Source organism: Neobacillus sp. NPDC058068, from assembly GCF_042885335.1.
GTDB lineage: Bacteria > Bacillota > Bacilli > Bacillales > Cytobacillaceae > Neobacillus.
Genome location: NZ_JBHVSI010000006.1, coordinates 171,977 through 188,723, shown reverse-complemented (window position 1 = coordinate 188,723; position 16,747 = coordinate 171,977). Strand labels below are relative to the sequence as shown.

Here is a 16,747-nt window from a genome sequence, read left to right as displayed (position 1 = left end):
ACTGTAAAATTACCCTTTGCCCCTTGAAAGCTGAACGCAGACAAGCATCAGGAAGGAGATGCCAATCATGCACAATACCCAAAGCCAAGCCATCTGCATATTGCCCGAGTCAATGGCGACATAGATGGCGGTAGGGGTGGTTTGTGTTTTCCCGGGGATATTTCCGGCGAACATGAGCGTGGCGCCAAACTCACCTAACGCGCGGGCAAAACTTAAGATTCCGCCTGAGATAATCGATTTCAAGGCGAGCGGGATAGAAACAAACAAGAAAATCTGGAACCCACTTGCTCCATCTACCCTTGCCGCGTCCTCAACGTCCCGATCCACCTCTTCAAATCCGGTCTTAGCTGATTGATACATGAGCGGAAAAGCGACAACTACAGCCGCAAGAACGGCTGCCCACCAAGTAAAAATAATCGGCTGCTGAAAGATCGATTCGATGAAATGGCCAATGGGACTCTTTTTTCCAAATATCACAAGTAACAGGAAACCGACAACTGTTGGCGGTAATACTAATGGTAACAGGAAAATCGTTTCGATAACGGCCTTCCCTTTGAATCTTGCCTTCGCCATCCATTTTCCCAAAAATAATCCCAAAATTAGTACAATGAATCCTGAAACGACCGCTATTTCAAGTGAGAGTTTTACAGGATCCCAAAAGTGGTCTGTCATGTTTGCTTATTACAGTCCTTTAAATCCGTATTTTTCAAAAACGTCCATTGCTGCTTTCGTTTTTAGATAATCATAGAATAGCATAGCTTCTTTTTGATGGCTACTTGCCTTGATGACTCCTACAGGATAGATGATAGGCGTATGGGTCAATTCACTCGCCGTTGCGGCAATCTCTACTTTGTCCGATGTCAACGCATCTGTTTTATAGACCATTCCAGCATCAACATTCCCTGTTTCTACATATGTAAGCACTTGGCGTACATCCTTGGCATAGACGATTTTTCCTTCAACATTGCTCCAGATATTTAAGTTTCCTAATACCTCTTTCCCATATTTACCGGCTGGTACCGATTCAGGTGTACCAATTGAAATCTTATCCGCTTTTGGTAGATCTTCAAACGTTTTAATGCCTTTAGTGGATTCCTTTGGAACAACTAGTACTAATTCATTTCCTACAAGATCGATACCATCTTTTTCTTCAATCAGACCATCTTTCACTAATGCATCGAATTTATCTTCTGCTGCAGAGAAGAAAAGATCAACTGGTGCTCCTTGTGAAATTTGCTGTTGCAACGCCCCGGAAGCGCCATAATTGTAGTTGATTTTCACATTACCATGTTCTTTATTAAAATTCGCAGTAATTTCGGTTAAGGCATCTTGTAAACTTGCTGCTGCGGAAATCGTCAATTCGACGTTCTCTTCAGGTGCTGCTTGTTTTTCCGCCACTGGTTGTTTTTTCTCGGCCGGCTGTTTACTTTGATCATTAGTTGAGCATCCAGTAATGACAAGTAAAAACATCATTACCGATAAAAATAATAAATAACTTTTTTTCAAATTTATCATTCTCCTTATAATTAGATATAACTAATTATAACTAATTATAATTAGTTATGGTATGAGAAAAATCACAAATTTTTTGCAATATGCTTTTTAAAAAGTAATGAGATACAATATAAAGTGGAGGGATGGACATGTCAAAGGAGATTTCCTATACGATTGAAGAGGTTTCGCAGCTGTTAAAAGTTTCGAAGCTTACGATCTATGATTTAATAAAAAAAGGGGAGCTTCCTGTATTCCGCGTCGGCAGACAGATGCGGATGGATGCAGCCGATTTAGACCAATATATAAAAAATCAAAAGTCTCCACAAGAGACCGTAGCTGCCATTCCTATGGCAGATTCCCACAGATCAGAAACAAAAGCATCCCACAACATCGTTATTAGCGGACAAGATATCGTCCTCGATATTTTAGGAAAACATATCGAGAAATCTTCTCCCTATAAGTCACTTAGATCCTATTCCGGCAGCTTAAACAGCCTCATCTCTTTATATAATGGCGACTGTGATATCGTGAGTCTACATATGTTTGATGGTGATACCGGGGAATATAATCTTCCATACGTTAAAAGAATTTTAACTGGGAACCGATACATTCTACTCAATCTTGTTTCTAGAAAAGCAGGGCTTTATGTTAAAAAAGGAAACCCGCTTAACATTACTTCGTGGCCGGATTTAAGTCAGCCGCACATTACGATGATTAATCGTGAGAAAGGATCAGGAGCAAGAATTCTGCTTGATGAACAGCTCAGGATTCATCAAATATCTTCGAAGGCGATTACTGGATATGAACACGAGGAGACGAATCATTTAAGCGTCGCTTCGGCTGTTGCGACCGGCAAGGCCGATGTCGGCGTAGGCATTGAAAAAGCGGCGAAAATGGTCGGCGTTGACTTTGTACCGTTAATTACCGAACAGTACGACCTTGTAATGTTAAAAACGCCTGAAAATGAAGCACTTATCCGGATTGTCAAAGAGATTTTATCGTCTTCATTGTTTCAAACAGAAATTAGCTCTTTGGGTGATTACGATCAAGCGCAAACAGGCTCAGTCATGTACGAGACCTTTTAATGTTGACAAATTATGACTTGTTTCACGTGAAACAGAGGAATATTGTCGAAAGAAGAAGAGAAATAGAAGGGAATTTTCGAAGTGAATATACCTGTGCAAACGTTATTAGCAAAAATAGAAGAAGAATTGAAGCTGGCGAAAAGCAGCGCCAAGCAAGAAAGCTTGCGGGAAAAAGTGTACTCTATTAAAATATTATGCGAATTGATTCTAGACGAAAAAACGGCAGCGAAAATGGAAGTGCCAGTGATTCAACCGACTCCGGTTATTCAACAACCTGCGATGAATCAACAAGCATTCCAACAACCAATGCTGAATCAACAAGTTTTCCAACAGCCGGCAGCAATGCAACAAGGGAAAAAAATAGAGATGGACGACGAAGCAAATGGCGATTCATTACTTGATTTTTAATCGAAAAGCTGAAGCGCCAGTCTCAGCCCCGACCAGCATAAGACAAGCCGGTGGGAAGGTTGGTTTTTAACCTTCCTGCCGGATTGCCTTATGACCTCGAGGGGCTTGGCGCTGAAGCTAGACATGAATGGAGGAATTGTAGATGAAAGCATTTATTATTATTGGTGCCATCAATGCTTTTGTGGCCGTGGCGCTTGGTGCCTTCGGAGCACACGGGTTAAAAGACAGGCTCGATGCGCATTATTTAGAAATTTGGAAAACAGGGGTTACCTATCAAATGTTCCATGCAACAGGGATTTTAATCATTGGGATTCTCTTAGGGAAAGCAGCGCCAAGCTCGTTATTCAGCTGGTCCGGCTGGTTGATGTTTGCAGGGATTATTTTGTTCAGCGGCAGCTTGTACCTATTGAGCTTGACGAAGGTAGGCGTCCTGGGCGCAATCACGCCAATAGGCGGCGTTTGTTTCTTAGCAGCATGGATTCTGATGATTGTTGGCGCAGTGAAGAATTTTTAATACTGGGAAGAGTAGCATCATGCCGCTTTTTCAAAAAGAAAACACCAATTGGCGCACAATTGGTGTTTTTGCGGTTTCACTTATCTTGGCGGGAACGTGCTTAAGGTCGGGCCACCACCGAATGGATATTCATACTCGATTTCTTCCGCAAAAGTAATGTAGTCAACGGCGACCATCGGGATGAGGTAACGTGTTCCTTTCTGTGGATCACTTAAGATGACATGATCCCTTCCTGCCGCCTCAATAATTCCGGTAAATTCCTTCGCATTCCATTGACTGTTCCCTTCAAAGGTTGTAAAGACGTGGACAAGTTTTCCTTTGTTTAAACGTAAAATGTTTTCGATGTATGACTGCTCAATTGGCAGCATTCCTGGCACTTGGGCCCCTCCAGCTGGTGGAGACGGGAACGTCACGGGACCTGCAGCTGGTGGCGGGAACCCCCCAGATGCAGCTGGCGGAAATTGCGGAAATGCCTGCTGTTGTACGGGCATAAATCCCTGCCCCCCACCTGCAATCGGCTGTGCGCCCTGCTGTCCGGCAGCGCCGGTATAGGGCTGAAAACCTTGTGGATTGTAATATTGGCTCATCTTTTTTCCCTCCTAATATGAATAAACATAAACGAATGGCCCAACATTCTATTGATACTCCCCTTACTCCAAAATGTGAATGCAGGAAAGAATAAAAATCCCTTCTCTTTAGTTGGGGGCAATCATTAAGACTCGCTGTTTTATTTGTATGAAGGAAAGTCCGAATATATGACTTGAGGATAAACGGAGATGTGAAAAAAAGCTCCCAGCATCTGCTGAGAACTTTTTATATATGCTTCTTAAACGTTAAGGAATGTTGCCACGCGCTCTTCTTCTAAAATATTTCCGACAAAGAAAGCACCGAATTCACCAAAGCGGGCACTCACTTCATCAAAACGCATTTCATAGACAAGCTTTTTAAATTGGAGGACATCCTCGGCAAATAGAGTGACTCCCCATTCGTAATCGTCAAAACCGACGGAGCCGGTGATGATTTGTTTTACTTTTCCAGCATATGTACGGCCAATCATCCCGTGGCTGCGCATCATGCTGCGGCGATCTTCCATTGGCAGCATATACCAGTTGTCATCGCCCTGGCGGCGCTTATCCATTGGATAGAAACAAACATGCTTTGTTTTTGGCAATGTTGGATACAGGCGTGCAAGGATTTGCGGATTTTGGTATGGGTCATCACCTGCAGGCAGGTAGTTACTTAGCTCAACCACCGATACATAGGAATGAGCCGGAATCGTGAATTCCGCTAATTTTGTTTTGTTGAATTCGGTTTCAATTTCATTTAGCTCTTCCATCGTTGGACGAAGGATCATCATCATAAAATCAGCCTTTTGGCCAACGATTGTATATAAAGCATGGCTGCCTTCTTTACGTTCCTGTGTTGTGTTCCATTTTTCAACGAGACTTAAAAACTCGTGAATGGCTGCCTGGCGCTCATCACTTGAAATCATTTTCCAAGTTGTCCAATCAACAGTACGGAAATCATGAAGGCAATACCAGCCATCAAGCGTTTGTGCTGCTTCACTCATTATAATCACTCCTAAATAATAATTCTGCCTATAACTATATCATAGTTTGACCAAAGGGCGAATGAATAAACCTCTAGGTCACCGTAAGTGGTTATTTTTATCAAAAAGGGGTAATAGTAAAACGGAGTTGCCATTTTTTGAAAAAATAAATTTTCGAATGAAAACGCTGTCTGTGACTACTTTGCTTGAAATTTTACCACGGTAAAGTATGCTAATAATGGAGTTTGTTTAAGGAGGGTTTATTGTGAGTGATTTATTTGAAGGTTTAAAGCGGAAAATTTCCGGACGCGAGTTAAAGATTGTTTTTCCAGAAGGATTGGACGAGCGGATTATCCGTGCAGCTAGCCGTTTGGCTGCGGAAAAATTAATCACGCCGATTTTGATTGGCAACATTGAACAGGTTAAGGCAAAAGCTGCTGAGGTTGGGGTTACACTGGATTTGACGGAAATCTATGATCCGACAAGCTATGCGGGCATGGACGAACTTGTCGCTGCATTTGTGGAACGCCGCAAAGGGAAAGCAACGGAGGAAGATGCGCGCAAGATTCTCCTCGATGAAAACTATTTCGGCACGATGCTTGTGTACTTAAATAAAGCGCATGGTTTAGTGAGCGGCGCGGCCCATTCGACAGCGGATACGGTGCGCCCGGCACTGCAAATTATTAAGACAAAGGCGGGCGTTAAGAAAACTTCCGGTGTGTTCATCATGGTACGCAACGATGAAAAATACGTGTTCGCCGACTGTGCGATCAATATTGCCCCGGACAGCAATGATTTAGCGGAAATCGCTGTGGAAAGCGCGAAAACGGCCGAGATGTTCGATATCGAGCCGCGGATTGCAATGTTGAGCTTTTCAACGAAGGGATCGGCAAAATCGGAGGAAACGGAACGAGTGGCTGCGGCAGTGGCAGAGGCTAAGCGCCGCGATGCAACGCTTGTGGTCGATGGAGAGTTTCAGTTCGATGCAGCATTTGTTCCATCTGTGGCAAAAAGTAAGGCGCCTGGTTCTGTCCTGCAAGGCGATGCGAACGTGTTTATTTTCCCTAGTCTTGAAGCAGGTAATATTGGTTATAAAATTGCCCAGCGTTTGGGTGGATTTGAAGCGGTTGGCCCGATTTTGCAGGGCTTAAATGCGCCAGTAAATGATTTATCACGCGGTTGTAACGAAGAAGATGTGTACAAGCTGGCGTTAATTACGGCGGCGCAGGGTTTGTAAGGAGTTTGGGGCTGGTCCGGGTGTGGGCTGGCTCCTTTTTTCGTAACCGAAGGGTGATTTTTTTACAGAAAATGTCTAATTAGCCAAAAGGGGTCGAAAAATAGCCAAAACAGGTAAAAAAATAGCCAAAACCTCTTGAAAAATAGCCAAAACAAATAAACCTCCTTCTTTTAAACAAAAAAGTGAGGTAGAAAGTCCAAAACCTCCTTCTCTCAATCGAAAAAATGAGTAAGAAGTCCAAAATCCTACAAAGAACTCTACTCATTTTGATATAATAATAAGAGGATTTTTTTAATAAAGAGGAGAGCACAACATGGAAGACTTACTGCATCAGCCCGAGTGGCGGATCATCGACCAGTCCGCGGTTGGGATGCACTTTCAAGCAGTTCAATCGTTCGGAACCGATGATACCATCTGTGCCTCGGTCGGGGCGGGCGAAGCGCCGGCGACGGCAAGGACATGGGTCCATCACAATACGATTGTCCTCGGCATTCAGGATACAAAATTGCCGTTTTTGCAGGCAGGGATTGAATTTTTAAAGCAGCAGGGCTACGAAGTGATTGTCCGGAATTCCGGCGGCCTAGCGGTCGTTCTGGATGAAGGCGTCCTTAATATTTCGTTAATTTTTCCGGAGGCTGTAAAAGGGATTGATATCAATCGCGGCTATGACGCGATGTGGCTGCTGATTCAAAAAATGTTTGCTGATTTTCCATTCGAGATTGAGGCCCGGGAAATCGTCGGCTCATACTGCCCGGGGAGCTATGACCTTAGTATCAATGGAAAAAAATTCGCCGGCATTTCCCAGCGCCGCCTCAAAAAAGGGGTCGCGGTCCAGATATATCTCTGTGTCAATGGCAGCGGCAGAAACCGGGCCGAGCTTGTGAAGCAATTTTACCAGCGGGCGAAACAAGCCGAACAAACAAAATTCGTCTTCCCGGAAATTGTCCCTGAGGTTATGGCCTCGCTTTCGGAATTGCTTGAGACAGATTTCACGATTGCCGATGTGATGCTGCGTCTATTAAAGCAATTAAAGGCAAATAGTGATTTTTTATATGCAGGGCAATTGAATCCGTTCGAGCTGGCGTTATTTCCCGGCTATTACCAAAGGATTACTGAGCGGAATGAACAAATAAAAAAGCCGTAAACCCTGATGGATTACGGCTTTTCTAAATATAATAAGTTTAATACATTAGACTTTGGTTACTATCCAGCTCCAGCGCCTAGGGGCTCGGGTCATAAGCCAATCCGTCAAGAAGTCTAAAGAGCAGCCTTCTCGCCGGCTCGTCTTATGCCTGTCGCCCCTGATCAAGGCGCTTCCGCTTTTATAATGAGATGCTGCGCTTTATTCTCTTCTCCCAACACCAATGTTCTCTCTTATTCAGCGACTTTCTCTAGGTTCCCATTGCGGTCCATTTTGAATTTCGTCGCTGGTCTTTCTTCTTCTTCAAATAAAACAAGCTTTCTGGCCCTGTTCATGATTTTCATGAGTGTCTCGTAGTCTTCCTGAATGGTTTCGGAATTCTGCTCGAGGCCGGAAATCTTTGCCGCCAGTTCCTCGTTTTGCTTTCTTAGCTCTGCCATTTCTCGTTTCAATCTTTCATTCTCACTTTTTAATGCTTCATTTTGCAGATTGGCATGATGAAAGTTTTGCAAATAACTAATGACTGAATCGAGCGAGAGTCCTGTTGTCGCCGGCTGTCTGTAAGTCTGCGTTACAGCTGGTTTTACATAGGTTTCAGCGGCAAACTCGACGGCCATTTCCGGTTCTTCAACGGCGGTTTCGAGCGGCATTTCGGCTGGCAGCGGTAATGTTTCCAGTTCCTCTGACACTGAAGCGGTAACCGGCGGACTGTACAGCAGCTTTTTCTTGCCGCCCTGGTCTTTGCCTAAAACTCTTTGCCTTTGTTTCCGCTGCTTTTTGGCTAACTGCAATGCTTTTTCATAGCGGTGACGGACGACGGCGTTCCATCTGAAGCCGCAGGCCGCAGAGGTCCGATTCAGTTTGTCCCCCACCTCTTCAAAGGCGTTCAGCTGTGTACTGCCTTCTCTTACATGTCTGAGCACAGTTTCGGCTAAAAGCAGATCATTCTCATCTGTCCATGCATCTTGACGAACTTTCATATTTTTTTCAACTCCCTAATAAAATTTCCAATTAACGGTGTCAGGCATGATCCTGACGATTTTTAAAAGTTCTAGTCTTATCATGGACAAGTTTTTCAAGCTTTATACCAAAAGGAATGGAAGGATAGTAGATTTTTTAACTGAAAGATTTAATATGCCCCGGGCGCGATTGCTAAAGATTGCAACTTGCATTGGCAAATAAGAAAATGTAAAATAATGTGGTTAACCAGTTTATAAAATCCTTGCAGGATAACATAAATATAAAAGCAAATAGATTGAACGTAGAAAGGGTTGTAACGAATGTCGAATGAATTTCGTGTTTGCGATGATTGCCAGGCCGTGAATTTGAAGACATTAATCCCTCGCTTGAAAGATATCGATCCGGACGCCGACATCAAGATTGGCTGCCAGTCCTATTGCGGACCCGGCCGGAAAAAAACCTTTGCCTTCGTTAATAACCGCCCAGTCGCCGCATTAACAGAAGAGGAATTAATGGAGAAAGTTAGCAAAAAGGTAAAATAATCACCTTAGTCTCAGAGCTTAGGTGATTTTTACTTTTTATGGAACTGGGTGCCTGACACCATTTTCCTTTTTGTGGAATTTGGTGCCTGACACCATTTCCCTTTTTATGGAACTGTGTCTGACACCGAAAGTGACACCAAAAGTGACACCAAAAGCAGGTTGTCGAAAAATCCTGCGGAATTTTGCTGAAAAATAGGTGATTTTTAGGATATAATAGGAGCAAGAAAACCGTAAGCGCCTTGCTCAGCCCCAGGCATAGCACAAGCAAGTATATGAGGAAGAGGGAAACCAATGGTATATTCGGCGGAAAAACTATTCGAAGAAAAGGTATTTAAAGATCCTGTCCATCGCTATGTCCATGTGCGCGACCGGGCGATTTGGGATTTAATTGGAACGAAGGAGTTTCAGCGCCTCCGCCGGATTAAACAGCTTGGAACGACCTTCTTGACCTTTCACGGAGCGGAGCACAGCCGTTTCAACCACTCGCTCGGGGTCTATGAAATTGTCCGCCGCATCATTGATGATGTGTTTGCCGGCAGACCGGAATGGAACGACAATGACCGGCTTTTGACCCTATGTGCCGCCCTGCTCCACGATCTCGGGCACGGCCCCTTTTCTCATTCCTTTGAAAAGGTGTTTGACTTTGACCATGAAGACTTTACGAGAAAGATTATTTTAGGAGAAACAGAGGTAAACAAGATTCTCTTGAAGGTCGGCCATGATTTTCCTGCTAAAGTAGCCGAAGTGATTGGGAAAACGTCGGAAAAGAAGCTCGTCATCAGCCTGATTTCAAGCCAGATTGATGCCGACCGGATGGATTATTTGCAGCGGGATGCGTATTTCACGGGTGTCAGCTACGGCCATTTTGATATGGAAAGAATCCTAAGGGTGATGCGGCCGCGAGAAGACCAAGTCGTGATCAAAAAGAGCGGAATGCATGCGGTTGAAGATTATATCATGAGCCGCTACCAGATGTACTGGCAAGTATACTTCCACCCGGTATCAAGGAGCGCTGAGGTAATTTTGACGAAAATCCTTCACCGCGCCAAGCAATTGTTTGAAGAGAACTATGCGTTTAAATACGAGCCGCTCCACTTTACATCCATCTTTCATGGCCAGGTAACATTAGAAGACTATTTAAAATTAGATGAATCCGTTATTTTATATTATTTTCAAATTTGGCAGGAGGAAGAAGACGCGATTTTACGCGACCTTTGCCGGCGCTTTGTTAATCGCAATCTGTTCAAGTTTGCCGAATTTGATCCTGCGAAAGAATACAAGAAGCTCGCCGAACTGAATTCCTTATTCAAAAAAGCAGGAATTGACCCGGAATATTATTTGGTTGTCGATTCATCTTCGGATTTGCCGTATGACTTTTACCGCCCCGGCGAGGAAGAAGAGCGGCTGCCGATACATTTGTTGATGAAAAATGGAGATTTGCGAGAGTTATCGCGGGAGTCGGAGATTGTCGATGCCATTTCCGGAAAAAGAAGAACCGATCATAAGCTTTATTACCCGGCCGATTTTCTTCGGGATGACTCGACTAAAAAGAATGTAAAAAAACAAATACGGGCGCTTTTAGAGATAGAATAAGAATTGGTTATAGATGGAGTAGGAGATGACGAACGTGTTAAATGATCATGCGAAGCTGATGCAGGCGATTATGGTGTCCGGTGAAATTACCGGCAGAAAAAAGCTGCAGAAGATGATATATATTGCGAAGAAGATTGCCTTTCCCTTTCAAGAGCGGTTTCAGTTTCACTTTTACGGTCCGTACTCGGAGGAATTGACGACTAGGGTGGAAGAGTTGTGTAATATGGGTTTTCTCGATGAAGTGAAGGAGAAAAAAGGCGGCTATTTTCAATATCGCTACACGCTGACGGATTCCGGGAAAGAGTTTTTGAGCCTGAATGAGGTGGAAATGCCGTGTTTGCAGGATTGCCTGACCGATATGAATGGGCAGAATGCTAGATTCCTTGAGCTGGTTTCGACGGTATTATATTTTGATGATCTTTCAAAAGCGGACGTTGCGAACAAGGTGTTTACCTTAAAAAGCAGCCAGCGCTACACCGAGGCCGAAATTGACGAGGCCTACTGCTATATTGAAAAGTTGAAAACGAAAATTCAATAAGTTTTGTTCAAAACCGCTTGGAGAGCTAGAAATCCGGGCGGTTTTTTGTTGCAGAATTTTCAGTCAAATCAGTATTCATTTTTTTGAAAATTTGCTATGATTTGTCTATCGAGTAAATGAGGGAGGCGGAGTGCAGTGATTATTGGAGTAATCTCGGTTGTAATGATTTTTGGAATTCCAATTGTCGCCATTTTAACAGGTCATTTCCAGAAACAAACAGTGTTAAAAGCCGATATGATTAAAGATCAACTGGAGCTTGAGAAACTAAAACACGAGAATTTCTTAATCGAAACAGAAAAAATGAAAGTCGAACTCGAAAAAATGAAACTCGACCCACCAAAAGATGAGATGAAATTTTTGTAAATAAATGGAATATGGTGTCAGGCACCATGTGAATTTTTCACATGGTGCCTGACACCCTTGCAGCTTTTCTTATTTGTCGCTTGCGCGGATGCCGCCGACGGCGTAGTGGTTTTTGCTCATTTCTTCGATGAAGACGGTGATGTTTTCTGTTGGGGCGCCTGTGGTTTCGCTGACTGCGACAGTTACCTTTTCAACTAACGCCCGCTTTTGCTCCTCTGAACGGCCTTCAATCATTTTTACGGTTACATATGGCATGATGTATTTCCTCCTTTTAAAAAGTTGTCCAGCTTCTTAACAGTTTTTCACAAACAAAGAAAAAGTGCAATCACCGTCAGCGCATTTGCTTTTCTTTTTTGAAGCCGTTTCATGTATACTAAAGGAAAACTAGTGGCGGTGCCTAAGCCGTTTTCATGAGGAAGGAGAAACACTATTGGAACGATTCCTTGCCTATCCGCTGCAGGAGATTCCCTACGTAGCGATTACGCTGATAATTGCGTTTACGTTTCACGAACTTGCCCACGCCTTTGTTGCCTACAAATTTGGCGACATGACAGCGAAAAATCAAGGCCGGCTGACGTTGAATCCGCTCAAGCATCTCGACCCGTTCGGAACCATCTTAATTCTCATCGCCGGCTTTGGCTGGGCCCGTCCGGTACCGGTCAATCGCTTTTACTTTAAAAAGCCGCGCCTGGCTGGTGTGCTTGTCTCGGTTGCAGGACCACTCTCCAATTTGGTATTGGCGGCGATCGGCTTTATGATTAACTTCGGGATAAATCGGTTCGGAGCCGGCGCATCAGACAATTTTTATCTTTTTTTAGAGATATTTATCTGGCTCAACATCGTCTTATTCGTTTTTAACCTGCTGCCGCTCCCGCCGCTTGATGGCTACCGGATTGTCGAGGACCTCGCCCCTAATCATCTCAGGGCAAAAATGACGCAATATGAACAATATGGAATCTTAATTTTTTTAATTTTAGTAATTACACCATTAAATAGTTATACCATTCAGCCGATATTTCAAAAGGTTGTTCCCTGGGTGTGGAATGTCCTTGGTTCTTTCATTCAGGGGTTATTTTTATAAAGGAGGCCTGCACCAGCAATGGATGAAAAAAAGAAGAAGCTTGGTTTTAATATTATCAAAAGTGACCCGACAGACGGGCATAAGGGCTATGGCAAGGGTGCATTAAGTCTTGATAATGTCTCGCCAGTTATTATTGATGTCAACGAAGGCACTGCCGAAATCGATGTCGGCGCCATGCATGCCCGCAGTGTCGTCGAAAAAGGGATAAAGTTTTTAAAAACGAAAGAAGAAGTGCCGAACGGGAAACCGTATTGGCTTGTGTGGGTGACGATTGACCGCAAGCCGGAAGGACCGTATTATGCCGGGGCGACCGCCTGCTATATGACTGTGGACCGGGAAATCCGCCGCGGTTACAAATCGCTGCCGGAACATGTGAACCGGATGGATAAGTCGTTAAAGCGCCATATTATTGTCGACGATATGGATGCAAAGTCAAAGCAGGTGCTGGCGGATTTCCTCCGCGGGCATAATGAGGTATTGTGGAATAATTCTAATGATGAACTGAAAAAAGGATTATTGGCAGAGTAACAGGGAAAAGACCTCGAGGCCCGAGGCTGCTTGCGCTGGACAATTCTCAATCTTTTTAAGAAAGCGGATAATTACTTATGGTTTTTTTGAAAAATAGATAGTATTATTAGCAATGTGTGAATACACGTAAAACTAGGACAAGAAAAGCTCCGGGGAAATCCTCCGGAGCTTTTCTATTTTACGATATTAACTCCATGGCATTATTTTTTTATACCATGGTACCTTTTTGATGTTCTTCTGTTTCGCCGGTTCTGGATTCGCATTCTTTAGGTGATCGGTGCAATATTCCGTTGGTTCGGTGCCGGCGACAAAATAGGTGAAGCGCCGGACCGGGCAGTCTTTGGTTGCCAGTTTGCCGTTCGCGGGGTCAACGTAAACGCCGATAACCCCCTCTTTCGGCGCCGTAAACGCCTTGACCGGCTTGCCCTCTAACGCCTCCTCCATAAAGTCCGCCCAGATGTTTTTCGCGTAAGTCTTTTCCGCCGTGAGCTCAATCGGCTTGCCGATATCATAGCCCGCCCATACAGCCGTAACGAGCTGCGGCGAATAGCCAATCATCCAGCTGTCGGTTTCCGTTGATCCCGATTTTCCGGCATAGGGCCGCGTTAGATCGTTGATGATCGTGCTGCCGGTGACCTTGGCGTAGCCGTTCAGCTTTTTATCGAAAATACCCGTCAGCATTTGCGTCAGCACAAACGCCTTGGCCGGATCTAATACCTTTTTTGCTTCCTGTTTCTTTTCAAAAATAACATTTCCATTATAATCCTCGACTCGAGTAATCAAGGTCGGATTAACCCGTTTCCCGCCGTTAGCCAGCAGGCTGTAAGCATTGGCCATTTCAATCACGCGAACCCCTGAAGTCCCTAATGCCAGCGACGGAACCTGGGCCATTTTTGTCGACAGCCCAAAGCGCTTTGCCGTTTCGATTAACGTCTCTTCTCCTAAAAATAAATGCGTCTTGACGGCAAAGATATTATCGGAGACGGCGAGCGCCTGGGCCATAGTTATTTCGCCGTCCGCATATTTGTTGTTAAAGTTATGCGGTGTATAGTCGCCCTGGCCATCATCAAAATGGAAGGTCGTATACTCGCTGCGCATTGTCGACGATGGGGTAAAGCCCTGCTCAAGCGCCGCGTAATAAAGCAGCGGCTTGATGGTCGAGCCCGGCTGTCTTATCGCTTGAACGGCCCGGTTGAACGGACTTTTTTCATAGTCCCGTCCGCCGACCATCGCTTTTAGATAGCCATTTTTCGGATCCATCGCGACTAACCCGACCTGAATTTCCGACGAGCTGGAAACGTATTGCTGGACTTGCCTTTCCGCTGCTTCCTGCTGTTTCAGGTTAAGGGTGGTAAACACCTTTAAACCACCGAGGGCAATCGTGCGGTCGTCAAGATGTAATTGATTTTTCAAGGCATTTTTAACGGCATCCTGAAAATAAGGGGCCACCTTAACCCTTTGTGTCGTGTGGATGCCTGTTATTTTGAGCTTCTCTGCTGCCGCCGTTTTCGCCGTATCGGTTTGAATATAGCCATTTTTCACCATCGTTGCTAAAATAATCGCCTGGCGCCGTTTGGCGTTTTCCATTGAGGCAAGCGGTGAGTAGAGGCCAGGCCCCTTCGGAATTCCCGCCAGCATGCTTGCTTCCGCAAGGGTTAAATCCGCCGCTTTTTTGCCAAAATAATATTGACTCGCCGCTTCGACACCATATGCACCATTGCCATAATAGATAGTATTTAAATAGCCTTCAAGAATGTCGTTTTTCGAGTAATTCATTTCAAGGCGAATGGTATAAAATGCTTCGTGCAGCTTGCGGTTCCACGTTTTATCATGTTCGAGAAACAGATTCCGTGCATATTGCTGGGTGATTGTGCTTGCCCCCTGCACCTTGGCAAAGGCTCGAATATCGGCAAGGACAGCACCGGCAATCCGTTTAAGATCAAAACCATGATGACTGTAAAAACTTTTATCCTCAATCGAGACGGTCGCATTCACTAAATCCGGTGAAATATCCTTGAGCCCGACCCAGTAGCGCTTTTGACCGCTGTTACTCTCACCAATTAGCGTCCCGTCATCGGCGTAGAAAAGCGTTGATTGCGGAACAGCGAGCGGCGGCGCCCCCAAAATTTTTGCATAGGCAAGAATGCCAAGGAAAAGAACGAGCATACAAATCATGCCGATCAAACTGATGATAATAAATGCCCGCAAATATTTGACTGTCTTCCGAAACCCGTGATCAGTCATGATTTCCACTATCTTCACCCCCGTTTTTCCCTTTTTTTAAAAAAGGCTGTGTTAAAGCACATTGTTGATTTTGAGCACAATGCTGATTGGACGTGGATACAGCGAGACTCCTGCGGGAGCAGCGGGACAGGTGAGACCCCGCAGGCGCTTTAGCGCCGAGGAGGCTCACCGCCCGTCCCGCGAACCGCTCGCGCCTGGAACGGAAATCAACATTCACTTTTAATACAGCCTTAAAAAAATAGATAGTAATAGTATTGAAAAAATAGACTCATTTTAAACATTTTCCGAGGGATTTCATAAAATTTTGCTAGACTTTTTTTTCCGTTTGTAATTCAATAGGTTGGGTAGTATAAAAAAGAAAAGCGAACCTATGGGGTCAGACTCCCAATGCGGTTGACCACAGGATAAAATGGAAGGAAGATGAAGATGTCAATTTGGTTTACAGAAAAGCAAACTGAAAACTTTGGTATCACAATGAAAGTGAATAAAACCTTACATACAGAGCAAACGGAATTTCAAAAGCTGGATATGATTGAAACAGAAGAGTGGGGCAACATGCTGTTATTAGACGACATGGTGATGACTTCTGTTAAAGACGAGTTTGTTTACCACGAAATGGTGGCGCACGTTCCATTATTTACGCACCCAAATCCAGAAAATATTCTTGTTGTCGGCGGCGGCGATGGCGGTGTTATCCGTGAAGTGTTAAAGCACCCAAGCGTGAAGAAAGCGACGCTTGTTGATATCGATGGCAAAGTAATCGAGTATTCAAAGAAATTCTTGCCGGAGATTGCTGGCTGGCTTGAGGACGAGCGTGTCGACGTTCAGGTGGGCGATGGCTTTATGCATATTGCTGAAAGCGAAAATGCTTATGATGTGATTATGGTGGATTCAACTGAGCCGGTTGGCCCTGCTGTTAACTTATTTACCAAAGGCTTCTATGCCGGAATTTCCAAGGCGTTAAAGGAAGACGGCATCTTTGTTGCTCAATCCGATAATCCGTGGTTTAAGGCAGATTTAATCCGAAGTGTACAGCGCGACGTGAAGGAAATCTTCCCGATTACCAATTTGTACGTAGCCAATATCCCAACGTACCCAAGCGGCCTCTGGGCATTCACCATCGGTTCGAAAAAATATGACCCATTAGCAGTAAGCGAAGACCGCTTCCACGAAATCGAAACAAAATACTACACAAAAGAGCTGCACAAAGCGGCATTCGTATTGCCTAAGTTTGTTGGCGATTTAGTGAAGTAACATAGAGGGAATACCGCGGGCGGAGCGGGGTTCTATGTGCCCGAACCCGTGGAAAAGGCGAGCATTCGGTCACATAGAGAGGTTCTATGTGCCCGAACCGGCGTGAAAAGTGTGCATTCGGTCACATAGAGAGGTTCTACGTGCCCAAACCGGTGTGAAAAGCGGGCAATCGGTCACATAGAGAGGTTCTATGTGCCCGAACCGGCGTGAAAAGCG

19 protein-coding genes are annotated in these 16,747 nt (G+C 44.6%); 12 read left to right on the top strand and 7 right to left on the bottom strand.

Translation table 11 applies throughout. From position 1 onward, the window contains the following. Positions 1-9: 9 nt before the first annotated feature. Both modB and modA read right to left on the bottom strand, forming a co-directional pair. Positions 10-672 carry a molybdate ABC transporter permease subunit gene (gene modB / locus ACFVSW_RS09370; protein WP_387314983.1) on the bottom strand — a complete coding sequence of 221 codons (663 nt, stop codon included), beginning with the start codon at positions 670-672 and terminating at the stop codon, positions 10-12. A 9-nt stretch (positions 673-681) separates the two neighbouring features. Next, complete coding sequence (gene modA, locus ACFVSW_RS09365; RefSeq protein WP_387314981.1) at positions 682-1,506, bottom strand: molybdate ABC transporter substrate-binding protein; 825 nt, start codon at positions 1,504-1,506, stop codon at positions 682-684. Positions 1,507-1,643: 137 nt separating this feature from the next. Here modA and ACFVSW_RS09360 point away from each other — a divergent pair, with 137 nt between their 5' ends. From ACFVSW_RS09360 to ACFVSW_RS09350, 3 genes are all read left to right on the top strand, one after another. Next, positions 1,644-2,579: a substrate-binding domain-containing protein gene (locus tag ACFVSW_RS09360; protein WP_387314979.1), complete on the top strand. Its 936-nt coding sequence runs from the start codon at positions 1,644-1,646 to the stop codon at positions 2,577-2,579. 81 nt (positions 2,580-2,660) lie between these two features. Then, on the top strand, positions 2,661-2,987 hold the full coding sequence (locus ACFVSW_RS09355; protein ID WP_387314976.1) for a YwdI family protein: 327 nt from the start codon (positions 2,661-2,663) through the stop codon (positions 2,985-2,987). Positions 2,988-3,129: 142 nt separating this feature from the next. Further along, complete coding sequence (locus tag ACFVSW_RS09350) at positions 3,130-3,501, top strand: DUF423 domain-containing protein (RefSeq protein ID WP_387314975.1); 372 nt, start codon at positions 3,130-3,132, stop codon at positions 3,499-3,501. Positions 3,502-3,581: 80 nt separating this feature from the next. On the opposite strand, the gene gerQ is transcribed toward ACFVSW_RS09350, so the two are convergent. Both gerQ and hemQ read right to left on the bottom strand, forming a co-directional pair. Further along, positions 3,582-4,088, bottom strand: coding sequence for a spore coat protein GerQ (gene gerQ / locus ACFVSW_RS09345; protein WP_387314973.1), 507 nt, complete (start codon positions 4,086-4,088; stop codon positions 3,582-3,584). Positions 4,089-4,327: 239 nt separating this feature from the next. Then, complete coding sequence (gene hemQ / locus ACFVSW_RS09340) at positions 4,328-5,071, bottom strand: hydrogen peroxide-dependent heme synthase (RefSeq protein ID WP_387314971.1); 744 nt, start codon at positions 5,069-5,071, stop codon at positions 4,328-4,330. A 244-nt stretch (positions 5,072-5,315) separates the two neighbouring features. On the opposite strand from hemQ, the gene pta reads away from it, so the two are divergent. Both pta and lipL read left to right on the top strand, forming a co-directional pair. Beyond that, entirely contained in the window at positions 5,316-6,287 is a 972-nt protein-coding gene (gene pta, locus ACFVSW_RS09335; RefSeq protein WP_387314969.1) for a phosphate acetyltransferase, read from the top strand. Between the two features lie 313 nt (positions 6,288-6,600). Then, positions 6,601-7,431, top strand: a complete 831-nt coding sequence (gene lipL / locus ACFVSW_RS09330; protein WP_387314967.1) for an octanoyl-[GcvH]:protein N-octanoyltransferase — start codon at positions 6,601-6,603, stop codon at positions 7,429-7,431. Positions 7,432-7,661: 230 nt separating this feature from the next. On the opposite strand, the gene ACFVSW_RS09325 is transcribed toward lipL, so the two are convergent. Beyond that, the gene (locus ACFVSW_RS09325) at positions 7,662-8,408 is read right to left on the bottom strand and encodes an RsfA family transcriptional regulator (RefSeq protein ID WP_387314965.1); all 747 of its coding nucleotides are present in this window, start codon (positions 8,406-8,408) and stop codon (positions 7,662-7,664) included. A gap of 300 nt (positions 8,409-8,708) precedes the next feature. Between ACFVSW_RS09325 and ACFVSW_RS09320 the strand changes: the two genes are divergently transcribed. From ACFVSW_RS09320 to ACFVSW_RS09305, 4 genes are all read left to right on the top strand, one after another. Beyond that, a complete protein-coding gene (locus ACFVSW_RS09320; RefSeq protein ID WP_024027438.1) occupies positions 8,709-8,930 on the top strand; it encodes a YuzB family protein in 222 nt (73 codons plus the stop codon). A 291-nt stretch (positions 8,931-9,221) separates the two neighbouring features. Next, positions 9,222-10,523 carry an HD domain-containing protein gene (locus tag ACFVSW_RS09315; RefSeq protein ID WP_387314962.1) on the top strand — a complete coding sequence of 434 codons (1,302 nt, stop codon included), beginning with the start codon at positions 9,222-9,224 and terminating at the stop codon, positions 10,521-10,523. 34 nt (positions 10,524-10,557) lie between these two features. Beyond that, positions 10,558-11,061: a YwgA family protein gene (locus ACFVSW_RS09310; RefSeq protein ID WP_387315147.1), complete on the top strand. Its 504-nt coding sequence runs from the start codon at positions 10,558-10,560 to the stop codon at positions 11,059-11,061. Positions 11,062-11,223: 162 nt separating this feature from the next. Then, positions 11,224-11,424, top strand: a complete 201-nt coding sequence (locus ACFVSW_RS09305; RefSeq protein WP_387315145.1) for a hypothetical protein — start codon at positions 11,224-11,226, stop codon at positions 11,422-11,424. 69 nt (positions 11,425-11,493) lie between these two features. Here ACFVSW_RS09305 and ACFVSW_RS09300 read toward each other — a convergent pair whose 3' ends face one another. Beyond that, entirely contained in the window at positions 11,494-11,679 is a 186-nt protein-coding gene (locus ACFVSW_RS09300; RefSeq protein ID WP_387314959.1) for a 2-hydroxymuconate tautomerase, read from the bottom strand. A 175-nt stretch (positions 11,680-11,854) separates the two neighbouring features. On the opposite strand from ACFVSW_RS09300, the gene ACFVSW_RS09295 reads away from it, so the two are divergent. Together ACFVSW_RS09295 and ACFVSW_RS09290 are read left to right on the top strand one after the other, a co-directional pair. Continuing rightward, positions 11,855-12,505, top strand: coding sequence for a site-2 protease family protein (locus tag ACFVSW_RS09295; protein ID WP_387314957.1), 651 nt, complete (start codon positions 11,855-11,857; stop codon positions 12,503-12,505). A gap of 18 nt (positions 12,506-12,523) precedes the next feature. Then, on the top strand, positions 12,524-13,033 hold the full coding sequence (locus tag ACFVSW_RS09290; protein WP_387314955.1) for a YwhD family protein: 510 nt from the start codon (positions 12,524-12,526) through the stop codon (positions 13,031-13,033). A 186-nt stretch (positions 13,034-13,219) separates the two neighbouring features. On the opposite strand, the gene ACFVSW_RS09285 is transcribed toward ACFVSW_RS09290, so the two are convergent. Next, complete coding sequence (locus ACFVSW_RS09285) at positions 13,220-15,286, bottom strand: transglycosylase domain-containing protein (protein ID WP_387314952.1); 2,067 nt, start codon at positions 15,284-15,286, stop codon at positions 13,220-13,222. A gap of 417 nt (positions 15,287-15,703) precedes the next feature. On the opposite strand from ACFVSW_RS09285, the gene speE reads away from it, so the two are divergent. Beyond that, positions 15,704-16,531, top strand: a complete 828-nt coding sequence (speE, locus tag ACFVSW_RS09280) for a spermidine synthase (RefSeq protein ID WP_387314950.1) — start codon at positions 15,704-15,706, stop codon at positions 16,529-16,531. Positions 16,532-16,747 lie beyond the last annotated feature (216 nt).

Coding starts and splice junctions, on each gene's coding strand:
- speE (WP_387314950.1), top strand. CDS start 15,704: ATGTCAATTTGGTTTACAGAAAAGCAAACTGAAAACTTTGGTATCACA.
- ACFVSW_RS09300 (WP_387314959.1), bottom strand. CDS start 11,679: ATGCCATATGTAACCGTAAAAATGATTGAAGGCCGTTCAGAGGAGCAA.
- ACFVSW_RS09350 (WP_387314975.1), top strand. CDS start 3,130: ATGAAAGCATTTATTATTATTGGTGCCATCAATGCTTTTGTGGCCGTG.
- ACFVSW_RS09325 (WP_387314965.1), bottom strand. CDS start 8,408: ATGAAAGTTCGTCAAGATGCATGGACAGATGAGAATGATCTGCTTTTA.
- modB (WP_387314983.1), bottom strand. CDS start 672: ATGACAGACCACTTTTGGGATCCTGTAAAACTCTCACTTGAAATAGCG.
- gerQ (WP_387314973.1), bottom strand. CDS start 4,088: ATGAGCCAATATTACAATCCACAAGGTTTTCAGCCCTATACCGGCGCT.
- lipL (WP_387314967.1), top strand. CDS start 6,601: ATGGAAGACTTACTGCATCAGCCCGAGTGGCGGATCATCGACCAGTCC.
- ACFVSW_RS09290 (WP_387314955.1), top strand. CDS start 12,524: ATGGATGAAAAAAAGAAGAAGCTTGGTTTTAATATTATCAAAAGTGAC.
- hemQ (WP_387314971.1), bottom strand. CDS start 5,071: ATGAGTGAAGCAGCACAAACGCTTGATGGCTGGTATTGCCTTCATGAT.
- ACFVSW_RS09320 (WP_024027438.1), top strand. CDS start 8,709: ATGTCGAATGAATTTCGTGTTTGCGATGATTGCCAGGCCGTGAATTTG.
- ACFVSW_RS09315 (WP_387314962.1), top strand. CDS start 9,222: ATGGTATATTCGGCGGAAAAACTATTCGAAGAAAAGGTATTTAAAGAT.
- ACFVSW_RS09360 (WP_387314979.1), top strand. CDS start 1,644: ATGTCAAAGGAGATTTCCTATACGATTGAAGAGGTTTCGCAGCTGTTA.
- ACFVSW_RS09305 (WP_387315145.1), top strand. CDS start 11,224: ATGATTTTTGGAATTCCAATTGTCGCCATTTTAACAGGTCATTTCCAG.